This window comes from Streptomyces sp. NPDC096323, from assembly GCF_040302845.1.
In the GTDB taxonomy this organism is placed as follows: domain Bacteria; phylum Actinomycetota; class Actinomycetes; order Streptomycetales; family Streptomycetaceae; genus Streptomyces.
This window is the reverse complement of the sequence record NZ_JBEOSI010000001.1, coordinates 283,776-297,955: the sequence shown is the minus strand read 5'-3', so window position 1 is coordinate 297,955 and position 14,180 is coordinate 283,776. Positions and strand designations below refer to the sequence as shown.

12 protein-coding genes and 1 pseudogene are annotated in these 14,180 nt (G+C 72.4%); 12 read left to right on the top strand and 1 reads right to left on the bottom strand.

From position 1 onward, the window contains the following. The first annotated feature begins 80 nt into the window (after positions 1-80). The 11 genes and pseudogenes from ABTX18_RS01250 to ABTX18_RS01200 all read left to right on the top strand — a co-directional run. The gene (locus ABTX18_RS01250) at positions 81-866 is read left to right on the top strand and encodes a CoA transferase subunit A (protein WP_352120642.1); all 786 of its coding nucleotides are present in this window, start codon (positions 81-83) and stop codon (positions 864-866) included. Then, positions 863-1,510: a CoA transferase subunit B gene (locus ABTX18_RS01245; RefSeq protein WP_352120641.1), complete on the top strand. Its 648-nt coding sequence runs from the start codon at positions 863-865 to the stop codon at positions 1,508-1,510. Before ABTX18_RS01250 ends, ABTX18_RS01245 begins: the two co-directional genes overlap by 4 nt. Positions 1,511-1,551: 41 nt before the next feature. Further along, complete coding sequence (pcaH, locus tag ABTX18_RS01240; RefSeq protein ID WP_352120640.1) at positions 1,552-2,349, top strand: protocatechuate 3,4-dioxygenase subunit beta; 798 nt, start codon at positions 1,552-1,554, stop codon at positions 2,347-2,349. Beyond that, positions 2,349-3,023: a protocatechuate 3,4-dioxygenase subunit alpha gene (gene pcaG / locus ABTX18_RS01235; protein ID WP_352120639.1), complete on the top strand. Its 675-nt coding sequence runs from the start codon at positions 2,349-2,351 to the stop codon at positions 3,021-3,023. The genes pcaH and pcaG overlap by 1 nt, the downstream gene beginning before the upstream one ends. After that, entirely contained in the window at positions 3,010-4,434 is a 1,425-nt protein-coding gene (gene pcaB, locus ABTX18_RS01230) for a 3-carboxy-cis,cis-muconate cycloisomerase (protein ID WP_352120638.1), read from the top strand. Before pcaG ends, pcaB begins: the two co-directional genes overlap by 14 nt. Positions 4,435-4,579: 145 nt before the next feature. Further along, positions 4,580-5,785: a bifunctional 3-oxoadipate enol-lactonase/4-carboxymuconolactone decarboxylase PcaDC gene (gene pcaDC / locus ABTX18_RS01225; RefSeq protein ID WP_352120637.1), complete on the top strand. Its 1,206-nt coding sequence runs from the start codon at positions 4,580-4,582 to the stop codon at positions 5,783-5,785. Positions 5,786-5,788: 3 nt separating this feature from the next. After that, positions 5,789-6,964 (top strand): 4-hydroxybenzoate 3-monooxygenase, encoded by a 1,176-nt coding sequence (locus ABTX18_RS01220; protein ID WP_352120636.1) that lies wholly within the window; start codon positions 5,789-5,791, stop codon positions 6,962-6,964. A gap of 24 nt (positions 6,965-6,988) precedes the next feature. After that, entirely contained in the window at positions 6,989-7,891 is a 903-nt protein-coding gene (locus tag ABTX18_RS01215; protein ID WP_352120635.1) for a LysR family transcriptional regulator, read from the top strand. Positions 7,892-8,018: 127 nt separating this feature from the next. Continuing rightward, the gene (locus ABTX18_RS01210; RefSeq protein WP_352120634.1) at positions 8,019-8,576 is read left to right on the top strand and encodes a quercetin 2,3-dioxygenase; all 558 of its coding nucleotides are present in this window, start codon (positions 8,019-8,021) and stop codon (positions 8,574-8,576) included. Further along, positions 8,573-9,610 carry a prolyl oligopeptidase family serine peptidase gene (locus ABTX18_RS01205; RefSeq protein WP_352120633.1) on the top strand — a complete coding sequence of 346 codons (1,038 nt, stop codon included), beginning with the start codon at positions 8,573-8,575 and terminating at the stop codon, positions 9,608-9,610. The genes ABTX18_RS01210 and ABTX18_RS01205 overlap by 4 nt, the downstream gene beginning before the upstream one ends. Before the next feature lie 124 nt (positions 9,611-9,734). Further along, positions 9,735-10,922: pseudogene (locus ABTX18_RS01200) on the top strand (MFS transporter); the annotation flags it as partial. Here ABTX18_RS01200 and ABTX18_RS01195 read toward each other — a convergent pair. Then, positions 10,922-11,869, bottom strand: a complete 948-nt coding sequence (locus tag ABTX18_RS01195; protein ID WP_352120632.1) for a TauD/TfdA dioxygenase family protein — start codon at positions 11,867-11,869, stop codon at positions 10,922-10,924. The pseudogene ABTX18_RS01200 and the gene ABTX18_RS01195 overlap by 1 nt on opposite strands. Positions 11,870-12,515: 646 nt before the next feature. Between ABTX18_RS01195 and ABTX18_RS01190 the strand changes: the two genes are divergently transcribed. Next, on the top strand, positions 12,516-14,177 hold the full coding sequence (locus ABTX18_RS01190) for an MFS transporter (protein ID WP_352121142.1): 1,662 nt from the start codon (positions 12,516-12,518) through the stop codon (positions 14,175-14,177). Positions 14,178-14,180: the final 3 nt, after the last annotated feature.

The window sequence follows — 14,180 nt, the reverse complement described above, 5'->3', positions numbered from 1 at the left end:
GGCGGCAGACTCCGTGCCAAGAATAGTGAAAGAAACTTCACTATGCGAACAAGTTCTGTGAACGAGTGAGGAACGGTCCCATGGACAAGGTGGTCGCCTCCGCCGCGCAAGCCGTGGCCGACGTGCCGGACGGCGCCTCGGTCGCGGTGGGCGGCTTCGGACTCAGCGGCGTCCCCGACGCCCTGATCGCGGCCCTCCACGAACGGGGGACGAAGGACCTGCGCGTCGTGTCCAACAACTGCGGCGCGCAGGACTCCGGGCTCGCGGTCCTGCTCTCGGCGGGCCGGATCAGCCGGGTCACCGGCTCGTACATCGGCGGCAACAAGGAATTCGGGCGCCAGTACCTGGCCGGTGAGCTGGAACTCGAACTCATCCCGCAGGGCACCCTCGCCGAGCGCCTGCGTGCCGGCGGCTCGGGCATCCCCGCGTTCTACACGCCGGCCGGAGTCGGCACCCTCGTCGCCGACGGCGGAATGCCCTGGCGCTACGACGGCGACGGCGGCGTAGCGGTCACCTCGCCGGCCAAGGAGGTACGCGACTTCGACGGCACCCCCTACGTCCTGGAGCGCGGCATCCGCACCGACTTCGCGCTCGTCAGGGCGGCCAGGGGGGACCGGCACGGGAACCTCGTCTTCAACAAGGCGTCCCGCAACTTCAACCCCCTCGCCGCCATGGCGGGCCGCGTCACGATCGCCGAGGTCGAGGAACTGGTCGAGCCCGGCGAGATCGACCCCGACCACGTTCACCTGCCCGGCATCTTCGTCCGGCGCGTGGTCGCCCTGACCCCGGATCAGGCGGCCGACAAGAGGATCGAGCAGCGCACCGTGACACCACGGACCAACCCGGACGAGGACGGCCACCGATGAGCTGGAACCGGCAGGAGATGGCCGCCCGCGCGGCCGCGGAACTCCGCGACGGCGAGTACGTCAACCTGGGCATCGGCCTTCCGACGCTGATCCCCAACCACCTGCCCGAGGGGGTGCACGTCGTCCTCGAATCCGAGAACGGCATCCTGGGCACCGGCCCCTTCCCGTACGACGAGGACGTCGACCCCGACCTGATCAACGCGGGCAAGGAAACGGTGACCGTCCTGCCCGGGGCCTCGTTCTTCGACTCGGCGCTCTCCTTCGGCATGATCCGCGGCGGCCATATCGACACGGCCGTGCTCGGCGCCATGCAGGTGTCCGCCGGCGGCGACCTCGCCAACTGGGCCGTCCCCGGCAAGCTCGTCACCGGGATCGGCGGCGCCATGGACCTCGTGCACGGGGCCCGCCGGGTCATCGTGACGATGACCCACACCGCCAAGGACGGCAGCCCCAAGATCGTCGAAGAGTGCACCCTGCCGCTCACCGGCCGCGCCTGTGTCCACCGGATCATCACGGATCTGGCCGTGCTCGACGTGACCCCCGACGGTCTCGTCCTGGTGGAGAGTGCACCCGGCGTCGACGCCGACGAGGTGCTCGCCCGGACCGCCGCCCCGGTCCGCGTCACCGGAACGACCGAGCGGTGAGCGGGCAGCCGCCCCGTACCGGAAAGGAAGCAGCCACACCCATGACCCCGCCAACCGCCCCGGCCGCCCCGCGCGCGCTGACCCAGGCCGACATCACCGCCGAGATCACCGAGGCACGCGAGGACTACGCCACATCGCTGGCCGGCGGCGCACCCGTGCGCCCGCACCCCGCCCGGGACTACGCCCCCTACCGCAGCAGCACCCTGCGCCACCCGAAGCAGCCGCTGATTCCCGTAGGCGCCGACCCCGAGGCCGTCGAGCTGACCGGCCCCGTCTTCGGCGTCACCGACATCACCGAACTCGACCACGACCTGACGCGGCAGCACCACGGAGAACCGCTGGGCGAGCGGATCACGGTCACCGGGCGGGTCCTCGACCGGTCGGGCCGTCCCGTGCGCGGCCAGCTCGTCGAGGTCTGGCAGGCCAACGCGTCGGGCCGCTACGCCCACCTGCGCGACCAGCACCCCGCCCCCCTCGACCCGAACTTCACCGGCGTGGGCCGCTGCCTGACCGACGACCAGGGCGCGTACTCCTTCGTCACCGTCAAGCCCGGCGCCTACCCGTGGCGCAACCACACCAACGCCTGGCGCCCCGCGCACATCCACTTCTCCCTGTTCGGGGACGCGTTCACGCAGCGGCTGATCACCCAGATGTACTTCCCGGGCGACCCGCTCTTCGCCTACGACCCGATCCTGCAGTCCGTCACCGACGACGACGCCCGCGGCCGTCTCGTCGCGGCGTACGACCACGACCTGTCCACCGCCGAATGGTCGCTCGGCTACCGCTGGGACATCGTCCTCGACGGCCCGTCCGCCACCTGGATCGAGGAGGGCCGCTGATGTCCGCCGCCATACCCGCCGCCGAGCCCGCCACCGTCTCGGTCCCCGCTTCCGCTTCCGCTTCCGCTTCCGCTTCCGCCTCCGCCTCCGCCTCCGCCTCCGGTGAGCTTCTGCCCACGCCGTCCCAGACCGTCGGCCCCTTCTACGGGTACGCCCTGCCCTTCGCGGGCGGCGGCGACCTCGCGCCGGCCGGTCACCCGGACTCCGTGGTCCTGCACGGCCATGTCCTCGACGGGGCCGGTGCGCCGGTGCCCGACGCCCTCATCGAGGTGTGGCAGCCCGCACCCGACGGCTCCCGGCACGGGGCGCCCGGCTCGCTTCGCCGCGACCCCGTCACCGGTGCGGTCATCGGCCGCCACGGAGTCGCGTTCACCGGCTTCGGCCGGGTCGCGACGGACGCCGACGGCCACTACACCGTCAGGACGCTGCCGCCGGGCGGGGCCCCGTATCTCGCGATCGTCGTCTTCGCCCGCGGGCTGACGCACCACCTGCACACCCGCGCCTATCTGCACGACGCGGAGGGACTCGCACAGGACCAGCTGCTCGCGGGACTTCCCGAGGCACGGAGGGCCACGCTCCTCACCACGCCGGAGGAGACCGGCATCCACCGATTCGACATCCGCCTGCAGTACGACGGCGTACATGAGGAGACGGTCTTCCTTGACTTCGGCTGACACGGCGGCGGACGTCGGCCTGCTGGCGCCGGTACGCGCCGGCGCGGCCGTCGAGGACGCGACGGGCGACGCGGCGTACGTACGGGCGCTGCTCGCCGCCGAGACGGCGCTCGTCCGCGCCCAGGAAGTGCTGGGCCACGCCCCGGCCGGGACGGCGGACGCCGTCGCCTCGGCCACGGCCGACGCGACCCGGTTCGACCCGCGCTCCCTGGCGCTGCGGGCCCGCTCCGGCGGCAACCCGGTCATCCCGCTGGTCACCGACCTGACGGCCGCCGTCGCCGCACGCTCCCCGCGGGCCGCGGCCCACGTCCACCGGGGCGCGACCAGCCAGGACATCCTCGACACCGCCGCCATGCTGGTGGCGTCCGAGGCCCTGCGCCTGATCCTGGCAGACCTGGACCGCGCCGCCGCCGCGCTGGCGACGGTCGCCGCCGAGCACCGCGACACGCCGATGGCCGGTCGCACCCTCACCCAGCACGCCGTGCCGACGACCTTCGGGCTCAAGGCGGCGGGCTGGCGCAGCCTGGTCCTCGACGCGCGCGACCGGCTCGCGGCGGTCCGGGCCGCGCTGCCGGTCCAACTGGGCGGCGCGGCCGGGACCCTGGCGGCGTTCTCGGCGTTCGCGGAGCCCGGGACGGCGGCCGCCCCGGGCGGCGCGGCGCAGGACGGTGACACGGGCCTGGCGCTCGTCGAGGCCTACGCCGACGCCACCGGACTTGCCGCGCCCCCGCTGCCCTGGCACACCCTGCGCACGCCGGTCGCCGACCTCGGCGGAGCCCTGGCATTCACCGCCGGAGCGCTCGGCAAACTCGCCGCGGACGTCCTCGTCCTCTCCCGTACGGAGATCGGCGAGGTCTCCGAGAGCACCGGCGGAGGATCGTCGGCGATGCCGCACAAGGCCAATCCGGCCCGTGCCGTCCTCATCGCCGCGGCCGCCCGTCAGGTCCCCGCGCTGGCTGGGATCCTGTACGGGGCGCTCGCAGCCGAGGACGAGCGCCCGCCCGGAGCGTGGCACGCCGAATGGCAGCCCCTGCGGGAGGCCCTGCGCACCGTCGGCGGAGCCGCCGACGCCGCGGCCGCCCTTGCCGAAGGGCTGCGCGTCCACCCCGGGCGGATGCGCGAGAACCTCGACGCGACCGGCGGGCTGATCGTCAGCGAACGGCTCGTCGCCGTCCTCGCACCCAGGACCGGACGGGCCGAGGCCCGTACGGCGGTGACCGATGCAGCCGCCCGTGCGGCCCGAGAGGGAATCCGCCTCCACGAAGCCCTGGCCCAGGACCCCGCCCTGGCGGTCGTCGTGACGCCGGACGAGTTGAGGAGCCTCAGCGATCCGTCCGGATACACCGGGTCGGCCGGCCTCCTCGTCGACCGGGCGCTGCGGCGCGGCAACGAGGGGACGGTGCCGCGATGACGCGCAGGCCACAGCCCGAGAACCCGATCCGCGACTGCCACCCGGCGGCCTGGCTCCCGTACCGTGCCCGCCCGGCGGCTGCCGCTTCCCCGCCACCTGCGGCTACCGACCTCACACCGCCGGCACCCGCCGGTCCAGGAGCACCATGACCATCCCCAACCCGCCCACCGCCCCCGCCGCGCGCCTTCTCCACCACCGGGTCGACGGTCCCCCGGCCGCACCGCCCCTGATTCTCGGGCCGTCGCTCGGCACCGCGCTGTCCGTCTGGGACGCGCAGATCGCCGGCCTGGCTCGCGACCACCGCGTCGTCCGCTGGGACCTGCCCGGCCACGGCGGCACGCCCGCCGCGCTGTTCCCCACAGGCAGCGGCGTCGCCGAGCTGGGCCGCCAGGTGCTCCGCCTCGCCGACGCCCTCGGCATCGAGCGGTTCGCCTACGCGGGCATCTCCCTCGGCGGCGCCGTGGGGAGCTGGCTGGCCGTCCACCACCCCGACCGCATCACCTCGCTCGCGCTCGTCTGCTCCTCGGCGCGCTTCGGCGAACCGCAGGCGTGGCACGCACGCGCCGCCCTCGTGCGGACCGAAGGCATCGGACCGGTGGCCGACACCGCGGCGAGCCGGTGGTTCACCGCGGACTTCGCCGACAGCCCCGCGGCCCGTACGGTCCTGACCGGCCTGCGCGAGGGCGTCGACCCCCACGCGTACGCCTCGCTGTGCGACGCGCTCGCCGCACACGACCTGCGCGGCGAACTGGTGGGCATCACCGCCCCCACGCTCGTCATGGCGGGCCGCGACGACCCCGCGACCCCGGTCGCCCACGCCCGCGAACTGGCCGACGCGGTGCGCGGCTCGGCACTGGTCGAGCTCCCGGGCGCCTCCCACCTCGCCAACGTGGAGCGGCCCGCAGCCGTAACGGCCGCGCTGCTCAGCCACTTGGGAGCCTCCGCGACCGCCACCGACGACGCCTCCCGGCACACTGCCGGCCTTGCCGTCCGCCGCAGCGTCCTCGGTGACGCGCACGTCGACCGGGCCCTCGCCCGGACCACGCCCTTCACCGCGGTCTTCCAGGACTTCATCACCCGCTATGCCTGGGGCGAGGTGTGGACCCGGCCCGGTCTCGACCACCGGACCCGGCGCTGCCTCACCCTGACCGCTCTGGTGGCGCTCGGCCACCACGAGGAACTCGCCATGCACCTGCGCGCCGCCCTCGTCAGCGGCGACCTCACCCCCGAGGACGTCCAGGAGGTCCTGCTCCAGGCAGCCGTCTACTGCGGAGTCCCGGCGGCCAACGGCGCGTTCGCCGCGGCCGACCGGATCCTCGCCGAAATCACCCATGCCGCAGAGGAGAAGTAGCCCATGCACACGACCGTAGGGATCATCGGCGGCGGACCGGCCGGGCTGCTGCTCGCCCGTCTGCTGCACCGCGCAGGCGTCGACTGCGTCGTCCTGGAGAGCCGCGACCGCGCCTATGTCGAACAGCGTCAGCGCGCCGGCATTCTCGAACAGCCCACCGTCGACGCGCTCCGCGAGGCCGGAGCCGCCCAGCGCCTCGACGCCGAGGGGCTGGTGCACGACGGCATCGAGCTCCGCTGGGACGGACGCGCCCACCGCGTCGACTTCCCCTCGCTCACCGACGGCCGCCGGGTGTGGGTCTACGCCCAGACCGAAGTCGTCAAGGACCTCATAGCCCTGCAACTGGCGGAGGGTGCACCGCTGTTCTTCGAGGCGCAGGTCACGTCGGTCGAAGGCGCGGACACCGACCGGCCCGCCGTCCACTACACCCATGAGGGCCGCGACGAGGTGCTCACCTGCGACTACGTGGTGGGCTGCGACGGGTTCCACGGTGTCACCCGCGCCGCGGCCCCGGCCGGTGTGCAGCGGACGTACGACCGGGTGTACCCGTATTCCTGGCTCGGGATCCTCGCCGACGTGCCCCCGTCCTGCGACGAACTGATCTACGCCCACTCGCCGCGCGGCTTCGCCCTGCACAGCATGCGGTCGCCCGAGGTCAGCCGGCTGTACCTCCAGGTGCCCAACGGCACCGACCCCGCCGACTGGGCCGACGAGCGGATCTGGGACGAACTCGACGCCCGATTCGCCATCGACGGGGACTGGAAGCTGCGACGCGGCCCCATCACGGCGAAGTCCGTTCTGCCGATGCGCAGTTCCGTCACCGAGCCCATGCGGTACGGCCGGGTGTTCCTCGCCGGGGACGCCGCCCACATCGTTCCGCCCACCGGCGCGAAGGGGCTCAACCTCGCGGCGGCCGACGTCGCCGTGCTGGCCCGCGCCCTGGTCCGCCGGCACACGACCGGATCGACCGACCTGCTGGAGGCCTACTCGGACACCTGCCTGAGCCGGGTGTGGCGGGCCGAGCACTTCTCGTACTTCATGACCACCGCGCTCCACACCGACCCCGAGCAGAGCGGCTTCGACACACGGCTGCAGATCTCGCAGCTGGACAGGATCGCCTCCTCGCCGCACGCCGCCGCCGAACTCGCGCAGAACTACGCGGGCCTGCCTCTGCCGTAGGTACATCGCACCAGGAGGATCTCCGTGGACCTGACGGTCCAGCAACTGCGGTACTTCGTCGCCGTGGCACACGAACTCCACTTCGCCCGTGCCGCGCAGGCCCTGCGCATCTCAGCCCCGTCGCTGAGCCAGCAGATCGCCGCGCTGGAACGGAAGTTCGGTGCCCCGCTGTTCCGACGGGACGCACGCCACGTCGAACTCACCGAGACAGGCTCCGAGTTGCTGCCGATGGCCCGCCGCTCCATCGCCGCGCTCGACGACGTCGTGTCCTGGGCCGAGGAACGGCGGGCGGCCGGGGCGGTGGTGCGCGTCGGCCTCGTCGTCGGAAGCCACATCGGATCCGTCATCCTGAGCGAGGCGGCGCGCGCCTTTCCCGGTACCCGGTGGAAGATCACCCGCCTCGGGTTCGACGGCTCCCTGACCGCGCTGCGGACGGGCCTGGTCGATATCGTCCTCGCACCGGCCATGGCAGCCCCCTCGGGGCCGGATCTGCACGCGGTGCCGCTCTGGTCCGAGGGCAGGGTCCTGGTGGTCGGCGCCGGCCACCCGCTGGCCGGCCGTGACAGCGTCACCGTGGACGAGGTGGCGGACGAGCACTTCGTCGCGACCCTGGGCGACGAGGCACTCACCGACTGGCTGGGGCTGCCCCGCAGCGACGGCTTCACGCCCAAGGTCGCCTACGTCGCCGCCACGTTCGAGGAGGTCCTCGACATCTGCTCCGCGGGCCTCGGCGTCAACATCGCCGGCGCCGGAGCGGTCTCCGGGTCGCCCCGGCCCGGTGTCGTGTTCGTGCCGGTACGAGGACTGCCCGACGCCACCGTCTACCTGCTGCGGTCGGCCAGGGCGCCCTCGGCGGCGGTTCTCGCCGTCGAGGAACTCGCCGTACGGGTGGCGCGCCGCGAGACCGGGCGGGATACGGGTGAGTGACGGCCGCACACCACCCTGACCTGCAAGATTAGGTTCGTCCTCATGATGCTTGGGGTAAGAAGTCGTGGCCCCGGGGGAGTCCGGTCAGCAGACTCGGTCACACGCGCACCCACCCCTTGGAGCACCTGTGACATTCGATCAAGTCGCCGACCGCCGGTCGAAGCCGTCCTGGGAAGGAGTCCTTCCCGGACGCCCCGCCCCCTTCTTCCTCGAGGACGGGGACGGCGAACGGGCCAAGCTGTTCGACAGCGTCGTGACGGTCCTGCTCTCGGCGGACGAGACGGAGGGCCAGTTCGGAGTCTTCACCACCCGCCAGCCCAAGGGCGACCTCATCGTCGCGCACTCCCACGAGGACGTGCACGAGATCTTCTACGTCGTCGAAGGCGCCGCCCGCGTCTTCCTCGAACACCCCGACGGCCGTCAGGAGAGCAAACTGCTGCTCCCCGGCGACTTCGGCTACGTCCCCGCGGGCATCGTCCACTCGTACCGCACCGAAGGCGAGTACAACAAGATCCTCGGCGTCTCCACCGGCGGGTTCGAGCGCTTCTTCCAGGCGCTGGGCGACCTGACGGAGGAACGGGACGTGCCGACCGTGCCCTTCATCCCCTCCCCGGACCGGATGCAACAGGCGTTCACCCGCTACCGGAACATTCCGGCCCCGGGCCAGCAGTGGGAGGGCGCGTGAGCACCCGACCGGAGACGGACGAGGTGGCCGCCGCGGAACAGCGCGGCCGCAACGCGAACCTGATGCAGACGTACGTCGAGGGCCTCGCCTCGACCACGCCGCCGGGGCCGACGGCGCCCGCACCGCCCGTGACGGTGCTGCGCGATCTGGTCTTCTCCGAGCCCGGCACCGGCGGTGAACTGCGACTGGACCTGTACCTGCCCGAGGGCGTGCCGGGGCCGCGGCCCGTCATCGTCTGGCTGCCCGGCGGCGGATGGCAGCGGGCCGCCCGGGGCATGGGCCCTCATCTGGGACGCCTCTTCGCGCAACGCGGCTATGCCATGGCGGACGTCGAGTACCGCTCGAGCCGCACGGCGATCTGGCCGGCCCAGCTGCACGACGTGAAGGCCGCCGTGCGCTATCTGCGCTCGGTGGCGGAAGACCGGGGCCTGGACGCGGAACGCATCGGCGTCTGGGGAAGCTCGGCCGGCGGCCACCTGGCCGCGCTGCTCGGCCTGACCGGCGGGGACCCGGAATGGGAGGGGAACGGCGGCCACGCCGAGTTCAGCAGCGAAGTGGGGGCGGTCGTCGACGGATACGGTCCCACCGATCTCCCGCACATGGACGCCGACAGCCTGCCGGGCGGGGTTGTCAACGACATCGACCCGGCGTCCCCGCCCTGGGGCCTGATCGGCGGGCCGACGACCGACCACCCCGAACTCGCGCGCCAGGCAAGCCCGGTGAGCCATGTGAACGGGCCGGCCGCTCCCTTCCTCATCCTGCACGGAGACGTCGATCTCCTGGTCGGGCCGGAGCAGAGCCGGCGGCTGTTCGACGCCCTGCACAAGGCGGGCAGCGAGGCCACCCTGGTGACGGTCCACGGCGCCGGACACGGCTTCTTCAACACTGACGCCCTGGAGCGGACGCCGTCTCTGCCCACGACCGTTCAGGCCACCCGGTCCGGCGACCGCGCCCCCGACCGGACCGGTGCGCTCACCTCCGGCCTCGTCGAGCGGTTCTTCGACCAGCACCTGCGCCGGCACTTCTCCGACTGAGCGGCCGAGCGGCAGGGGGCGGAGCGCAGACGTACGGGGATGCGGGAGCAGCGGAAAGTGGCCCACTGACAAGGCCGCGAACTGCCCCACAGGGGTGAGCCGTTTACCGCGTAACGTCCAGGTCATGCCGAACCTCTTGCCGCCGGCCGGGCCGCAACGCACGCTGTCACTGGCTCAGTTGAGCAACTCCGTCGGTGACGGCGCCTACTACGTCACCTCTGCCCTCTACTTCACCCATGTGGTCGGCCTCGCCCCCGCCCGGATCGGGCTCGGGCTCACCGTCGCCTGGGCCGTCGGCTCCGTCGTCGGCGTGCCGCTCGGCCGGCTCGCGGACCGCCGGGGACCGAGGGGAACGGCGGTCCTGCTCGCCCTCGCGACCGGTGTCGCGGTCGCGTCCTTCCTGGTCGTCAGGGACTTCGCCCTGTTCCTCGCGGCGGCCTGCCTCTACGCCACCGCGCAGTCGGGCCTCGCCGCCGCCCGCCAGGCGCTGCTCGCCGGCCTCGTCGCCAAGGAGGAGCGCACCGGGGCGCTCGCCCATCTCCAGTCGACGCTCAACGCGGGCCTCGCTGTGGGCGCCGCGCTCGGCGGCCTCGCGCTGTCCGCCGGAACGACGGCGGCGTACCTCGCCGTGTTCGCCGTCGACGCGGCGAGCTTCCTGCTCTGCGCGCTCGTCCTGCTCCGGCTGCCGGCCGTCGCCGCCGTGCCCGGCGATCGGAGCGCGAAGCTCGTGGTGCTGCGGGACCGGCCGTACGCCGTCGTCACGCTGCTCAACACCGTGCTGCTCCTGCGGATGCCGCTGCTCAGCCTCGGCCTGCCGCTGTGGATCACCGAGCGGACGGCGGCCCCCGAGTGGGTGGTCTCCGCGCTCTTCGTGCTCAACACCGGTGCGGTGATGCTCTTCCAGGTGCGCACCGCCCGCTCCGTGAACGGCGTCACCACAGCGGCCCGCGCGCTGCGCCGGTCGGGCGGGCTCATGTTTCTCACCTGCGCCGTTTTCGCCTTGTCGGCGGCGGACTCGCCGTGGGTCGCCGTGGCCGCCCTGGCCGGTGGTTCCGTGCTGCTGGTGGCCGCCGAGATGCTGCACTCGGCCGGCTCGTGGCAGCTCTCCTTCGACCTGGCGCCGGCGGGGCGCACCGGCGAGTACCAGGGCTTCTTCGGCACCGGTGTGACCGTCGCGCGCACGCTGGGGCCCCTGCTGCTCACCGCGCTGCTGGTCGGGTGGGGTACGGCAGGCTGGCTCCTGCTCGGCGCGACGGTCCTCGGCGCCTCGTACGCGCTGGGGCCGGTGGCCCGGTGGGCGGCCCAGGCGCGTCAGGCGCCCGCCGTCGAGGCGCCGGACGGGATGCCGAAGGACGGGTCGGGCACGGCTTCCGGGCTGATGAGCGTGGAGGGGCGGCCGTCGGTGCCGACCGGCACGTCGCCGTCGATGGTGACGCGCCGCAGCTTGCGCTCGTGGGTGTCGGAGTCGTCCACGCCGTAGTGCTGGGTGGCACGGTTGTCCCAGATGGCGACGTCGCCCACCTGCCAGTCCCAGCGCACCGTGTTCTCCGGCCGCTCGATGTGGGACTGGAACAGATCGACCAGGGCCCGGGAGTCGCGACCGGTCAGACCGCTGATCCGCTGGACGAAGTTGCCGAGCAGCAGCACGCGTTCACCGGTCTCGGGGTGGACGCGGACCACCGGGTGCTCGGTGCGGAACTTCGTCGAGGTGAACACCTCCTGGTACTTCGCGAGCGCCTCCGGAAGGGCGTTCGGCCGCAGGGCGATGTAGTCGTAGTCGTTGGAGTGGACGGCCCGCAGGCTGTCCGCCAGGGTGCGCAGCTGCTCCGGCAGCTCGGCATAAGCGGCGGCGGTGTTGGACCACAGGGTGTTGCCGCCGTACGGCGGGATGACGACGGCGCGCAGAATCGAGAAGGCCGGGTAGGCGGGGACGAACGTGACGTCGGTGTGCCACTGGTTGGCCCGGCCGCCGTGGTCGGAGTCGATGCCGAGCGAGTAGCGCCCGTCGGCGGACGGGACGGTCGGGTGGGCGACCGGGGTGCCGAGCAGCCGGCCGAACGCCTCGTGACCGGCCTCGTCCAGATGGTCCTGGCCGCGGAAGAAGACGACCTTGTCGGCCAGCAGCGCGGCACGGACGGCCGCGACCGTCTCGGGGGCGAGATCGCCGCCGAGGCGCACCCCGGAGATGACGGCGCCGATGCGGCCGCCAAGCTTCTGGACCGTAACGGCGGGTGCGGGGGCGGTGATGGTCGAAGACATGACAGATCCCTTTGATCGATTCGGGAGCGAAGGAAATTCGGGAGCGGAAGGAAAGCGGAGGTGCGACGGCCGGCCGCGAACGGGTGCTGTCCGGGAGCCGAGCCACGGGCAGGGAGCCGTCCGGCGTGCGGTGCGGGGCAGCCTGGATCAGGCGGCGGTACAGCGGCCCGGACACGCGGGCGGCATCGCGGTGCGGCCGGCGCGGGCGGGCCGCGCATCGGTAACGGCCGTCGCGAACATGTTCCGGAGACTCGCAGCGCCCCGCGGCGTACGTCAAGTGCCCCGCAGGGCATGCGGCAGTGGTTTGACCGGCCCTTGCGCGGCGCCCGCACCACCTCCGTACCGCCCCCGCGAAAACGCCACTGAGCTGCGGCTTCTCCTGTGGTCGCCGAAGCCCCGCACGCCCCGCCCCGGCACCGGGCGCGAGCCCGGCGACGAATTCACGCCGCCGTAACGTCGCGACCGTCCCCGTGTCGCAGCACCCGGCAAGGCCCATGGGTCTCAAGGCCCCGGACCCGCGCCGCGTCGCCCGATTGGCGGCTCCCGGCGGGCGGAGCTAACGTCGGTGGAGTGAACGACCGCGTTCACTGACGGATCGAGTGCACGATGGCTCGCGTTGTCCAACGGCGCGAGCGCGAGCAAACCGATGACGGGCTCCCACGCGACACCCCACCAGGCTGCCGACTCCCCGAAGAAGGGACGAGGCAGCGGGATCGCCCTACTCGTCATCTGCTCCTGCCAGTTGATGGTGGTCCTCGACATCACCATCGTGAACATCGCCCTTCCGCACATCCAGACTTCACTGGGCTTCTCCACCGAGAACCTGTCGTGGGTGATCAACGCCTACACCCTGACCTTCGGCGGACTGCTCCTGCTGGGCGGGCGGCTGGGGGACATTCTCGGCCGGCGCCGGGTCTTCATGTTCGGCGTCGCTTTGTTCGTCTTCGCTTCCCTGCTCGGCGGCCTCTCCCAGGAATCGTGGCAACTGCTCGCCGCCCGTTCCCTCCAGGGTGTCGGTGGTGCGATCGCCTCGCCGACCGCTCTGTCGCTCATCACCACGACCTTCCGCGAAGGGCCTGCACGCAACAGGGCGTTCGGCGTGTTCGCGGCGGTGTCGGCAGGTGGCAGCGCCATCGGGCTGCTGGCGGGCGGAGTGCTGGTGGAGTGGCTCGACTGGCGGTGGATCTTCTTCGTCAACATCCCCATCGGTCTGCTGATCGTGCTGGCCACGCCCCGCTACATCCGGGAATCCGAACGCCATCCCGGCCACTTCGACTTCATCGGCGCGCTCACCGCGACGCTCGGTATGGTGTGCCTCGTCTACGGCTTCATCCGCGCGTCCGAAGAGGGCTGGAGCGACGTCCTCACCATGGCCGCCTTCGCCGCGGCCGTGGTGCTGCTCGCCCTGTTCATCTCGGTCGAGAGCCGGTCCCGGCAGCCGATCACGCCTCTGTGGATGTTCCGCGACCGCAACCGCGCCGGCACCTACGGAATGATGCTGAGCCTGGCCGCGGCGATGTTCGGCATGTTCTTCTTCCTGACCCTGTTCGTCCAGAACATCCTGGACTTCAGCCCGTTGAAGGCGGGTCTCGCCTTCCTGCCGGTCAGCGTGATCATCGCGATCGGCGCCGGCATCGCCTCCCAACTGCTGCCCAAGTGGGGTCCGAAGCCGTTCATGGTGACGGGCGCCCTCCTGGCCGCCGTGGGCCTGGGCTGGCTGACGCAGACCGATGTGCACAGTTCGTACCTGGGCAGTCTCCTGGGCCCGATACTGGTGTTCGGCCTCGGCATGGGACTGCAGTTCGTGTCGTTGACGCTGATGGCCGTTTCGGGCGTGGAGCCGAAGGAGGCCGGTGCGGCATCCGGCATCCTCAACACGACGCAGCAGGTGGGCGGCTCGCTCGGCCTGTCCATCCTCGTCACCGTCTTCGGTACGGCCAGCCGCAACGAGGCGACCGACCAGGTACCGAAGTTCCTGGCGGACGCCACACCGGCACAACTGGCGGAGTTCCGCAGGACCGGAGAGCTTCCGGGGCAGTGGGGCGACCAGGTCCTCGCGTCCGGCGTCTCCAACGCCTTCATCGTCGCCGCGGTCTTCGCGGTCGTCGCCGCCCTGATCGCCCTGATCATCATCCAGGTGCGCCCCTCGGACCTGGAGCGACTGCGCGGAAACGGTGCGATGCCCGGTGCGGGGACGGCGGACGACGGGCCGGCGGCGGAGACGAGCGCGGCCGGTGCGTCGCACCCGGATCCGGCCGCGCGGCCGCCCAGGGGTGATGCCCGCGAAGGCCCCCGGCCGGAGCGGTGACCC

What these genes read in the sequence shown, in the direction of transcription:
- ABTX18_RS01250 (WP_352120642.1), top strand. Translation starts at nt 81, where the DNA reads ATGGACAAGGTGGTCGCCTCCGCCGCGCAAGCCGTGGCCGACGTGCCG.
- ABTX18_RS01245 (WP_352120641.1), top strand. Translation starts at nt 863, where the DNA reads ATGAGCTGGAACCGGCAGGAGATGGCCGCCCGCGCGGCCGCGGAACTC.
- pcaH (WP_352120640.1), top strand. Translation starts at nt 1,552, where the DNA reads ATGACCCCGCCAACCGCCCCGGCCGCCCCGCGCGCGCTGACCCAGGCC.
- pcaG (WP_352120639.1), top strand. Translation starts at nt 2,349, where the DNA reads ATGTCCGCCGCCATACCCGCCGCCGAGCCCGCCACCGTCTCGGTCCCC.
- pcaDC (WP_352120637.1), top strand. Translation starts at nt 4,580, where the DNA reads ATGACCATCCCCAACCCGCCCACCGCCCCCGCCGCGCGCCTTCTCCAC.
- ABTX18_RS01220 (WP_352120636.1), top strand. Translation starts at nt 5,789, where the DNA reads ATGCACACGACCGTAGGGATCATCGGCGGCGGACCGGCCGGGCTGCTG.
- ABTX18_RS01195 (WP_352120632.1), bottom strand. Translation starts at nt 11,869, where the DNA reads ATGTCTTCGACCATCACCGCCCCCGCACCCGCCGTTACGGTCCAGAAG.
- ABTX18_RS01190 (WP_352121142.1), top strand. Translation starts at nt 12,516, where the DNA reads ATGACGGGCTCCCACGCGACACCCCACCAGGCTGCCGACTCCCCGAAG.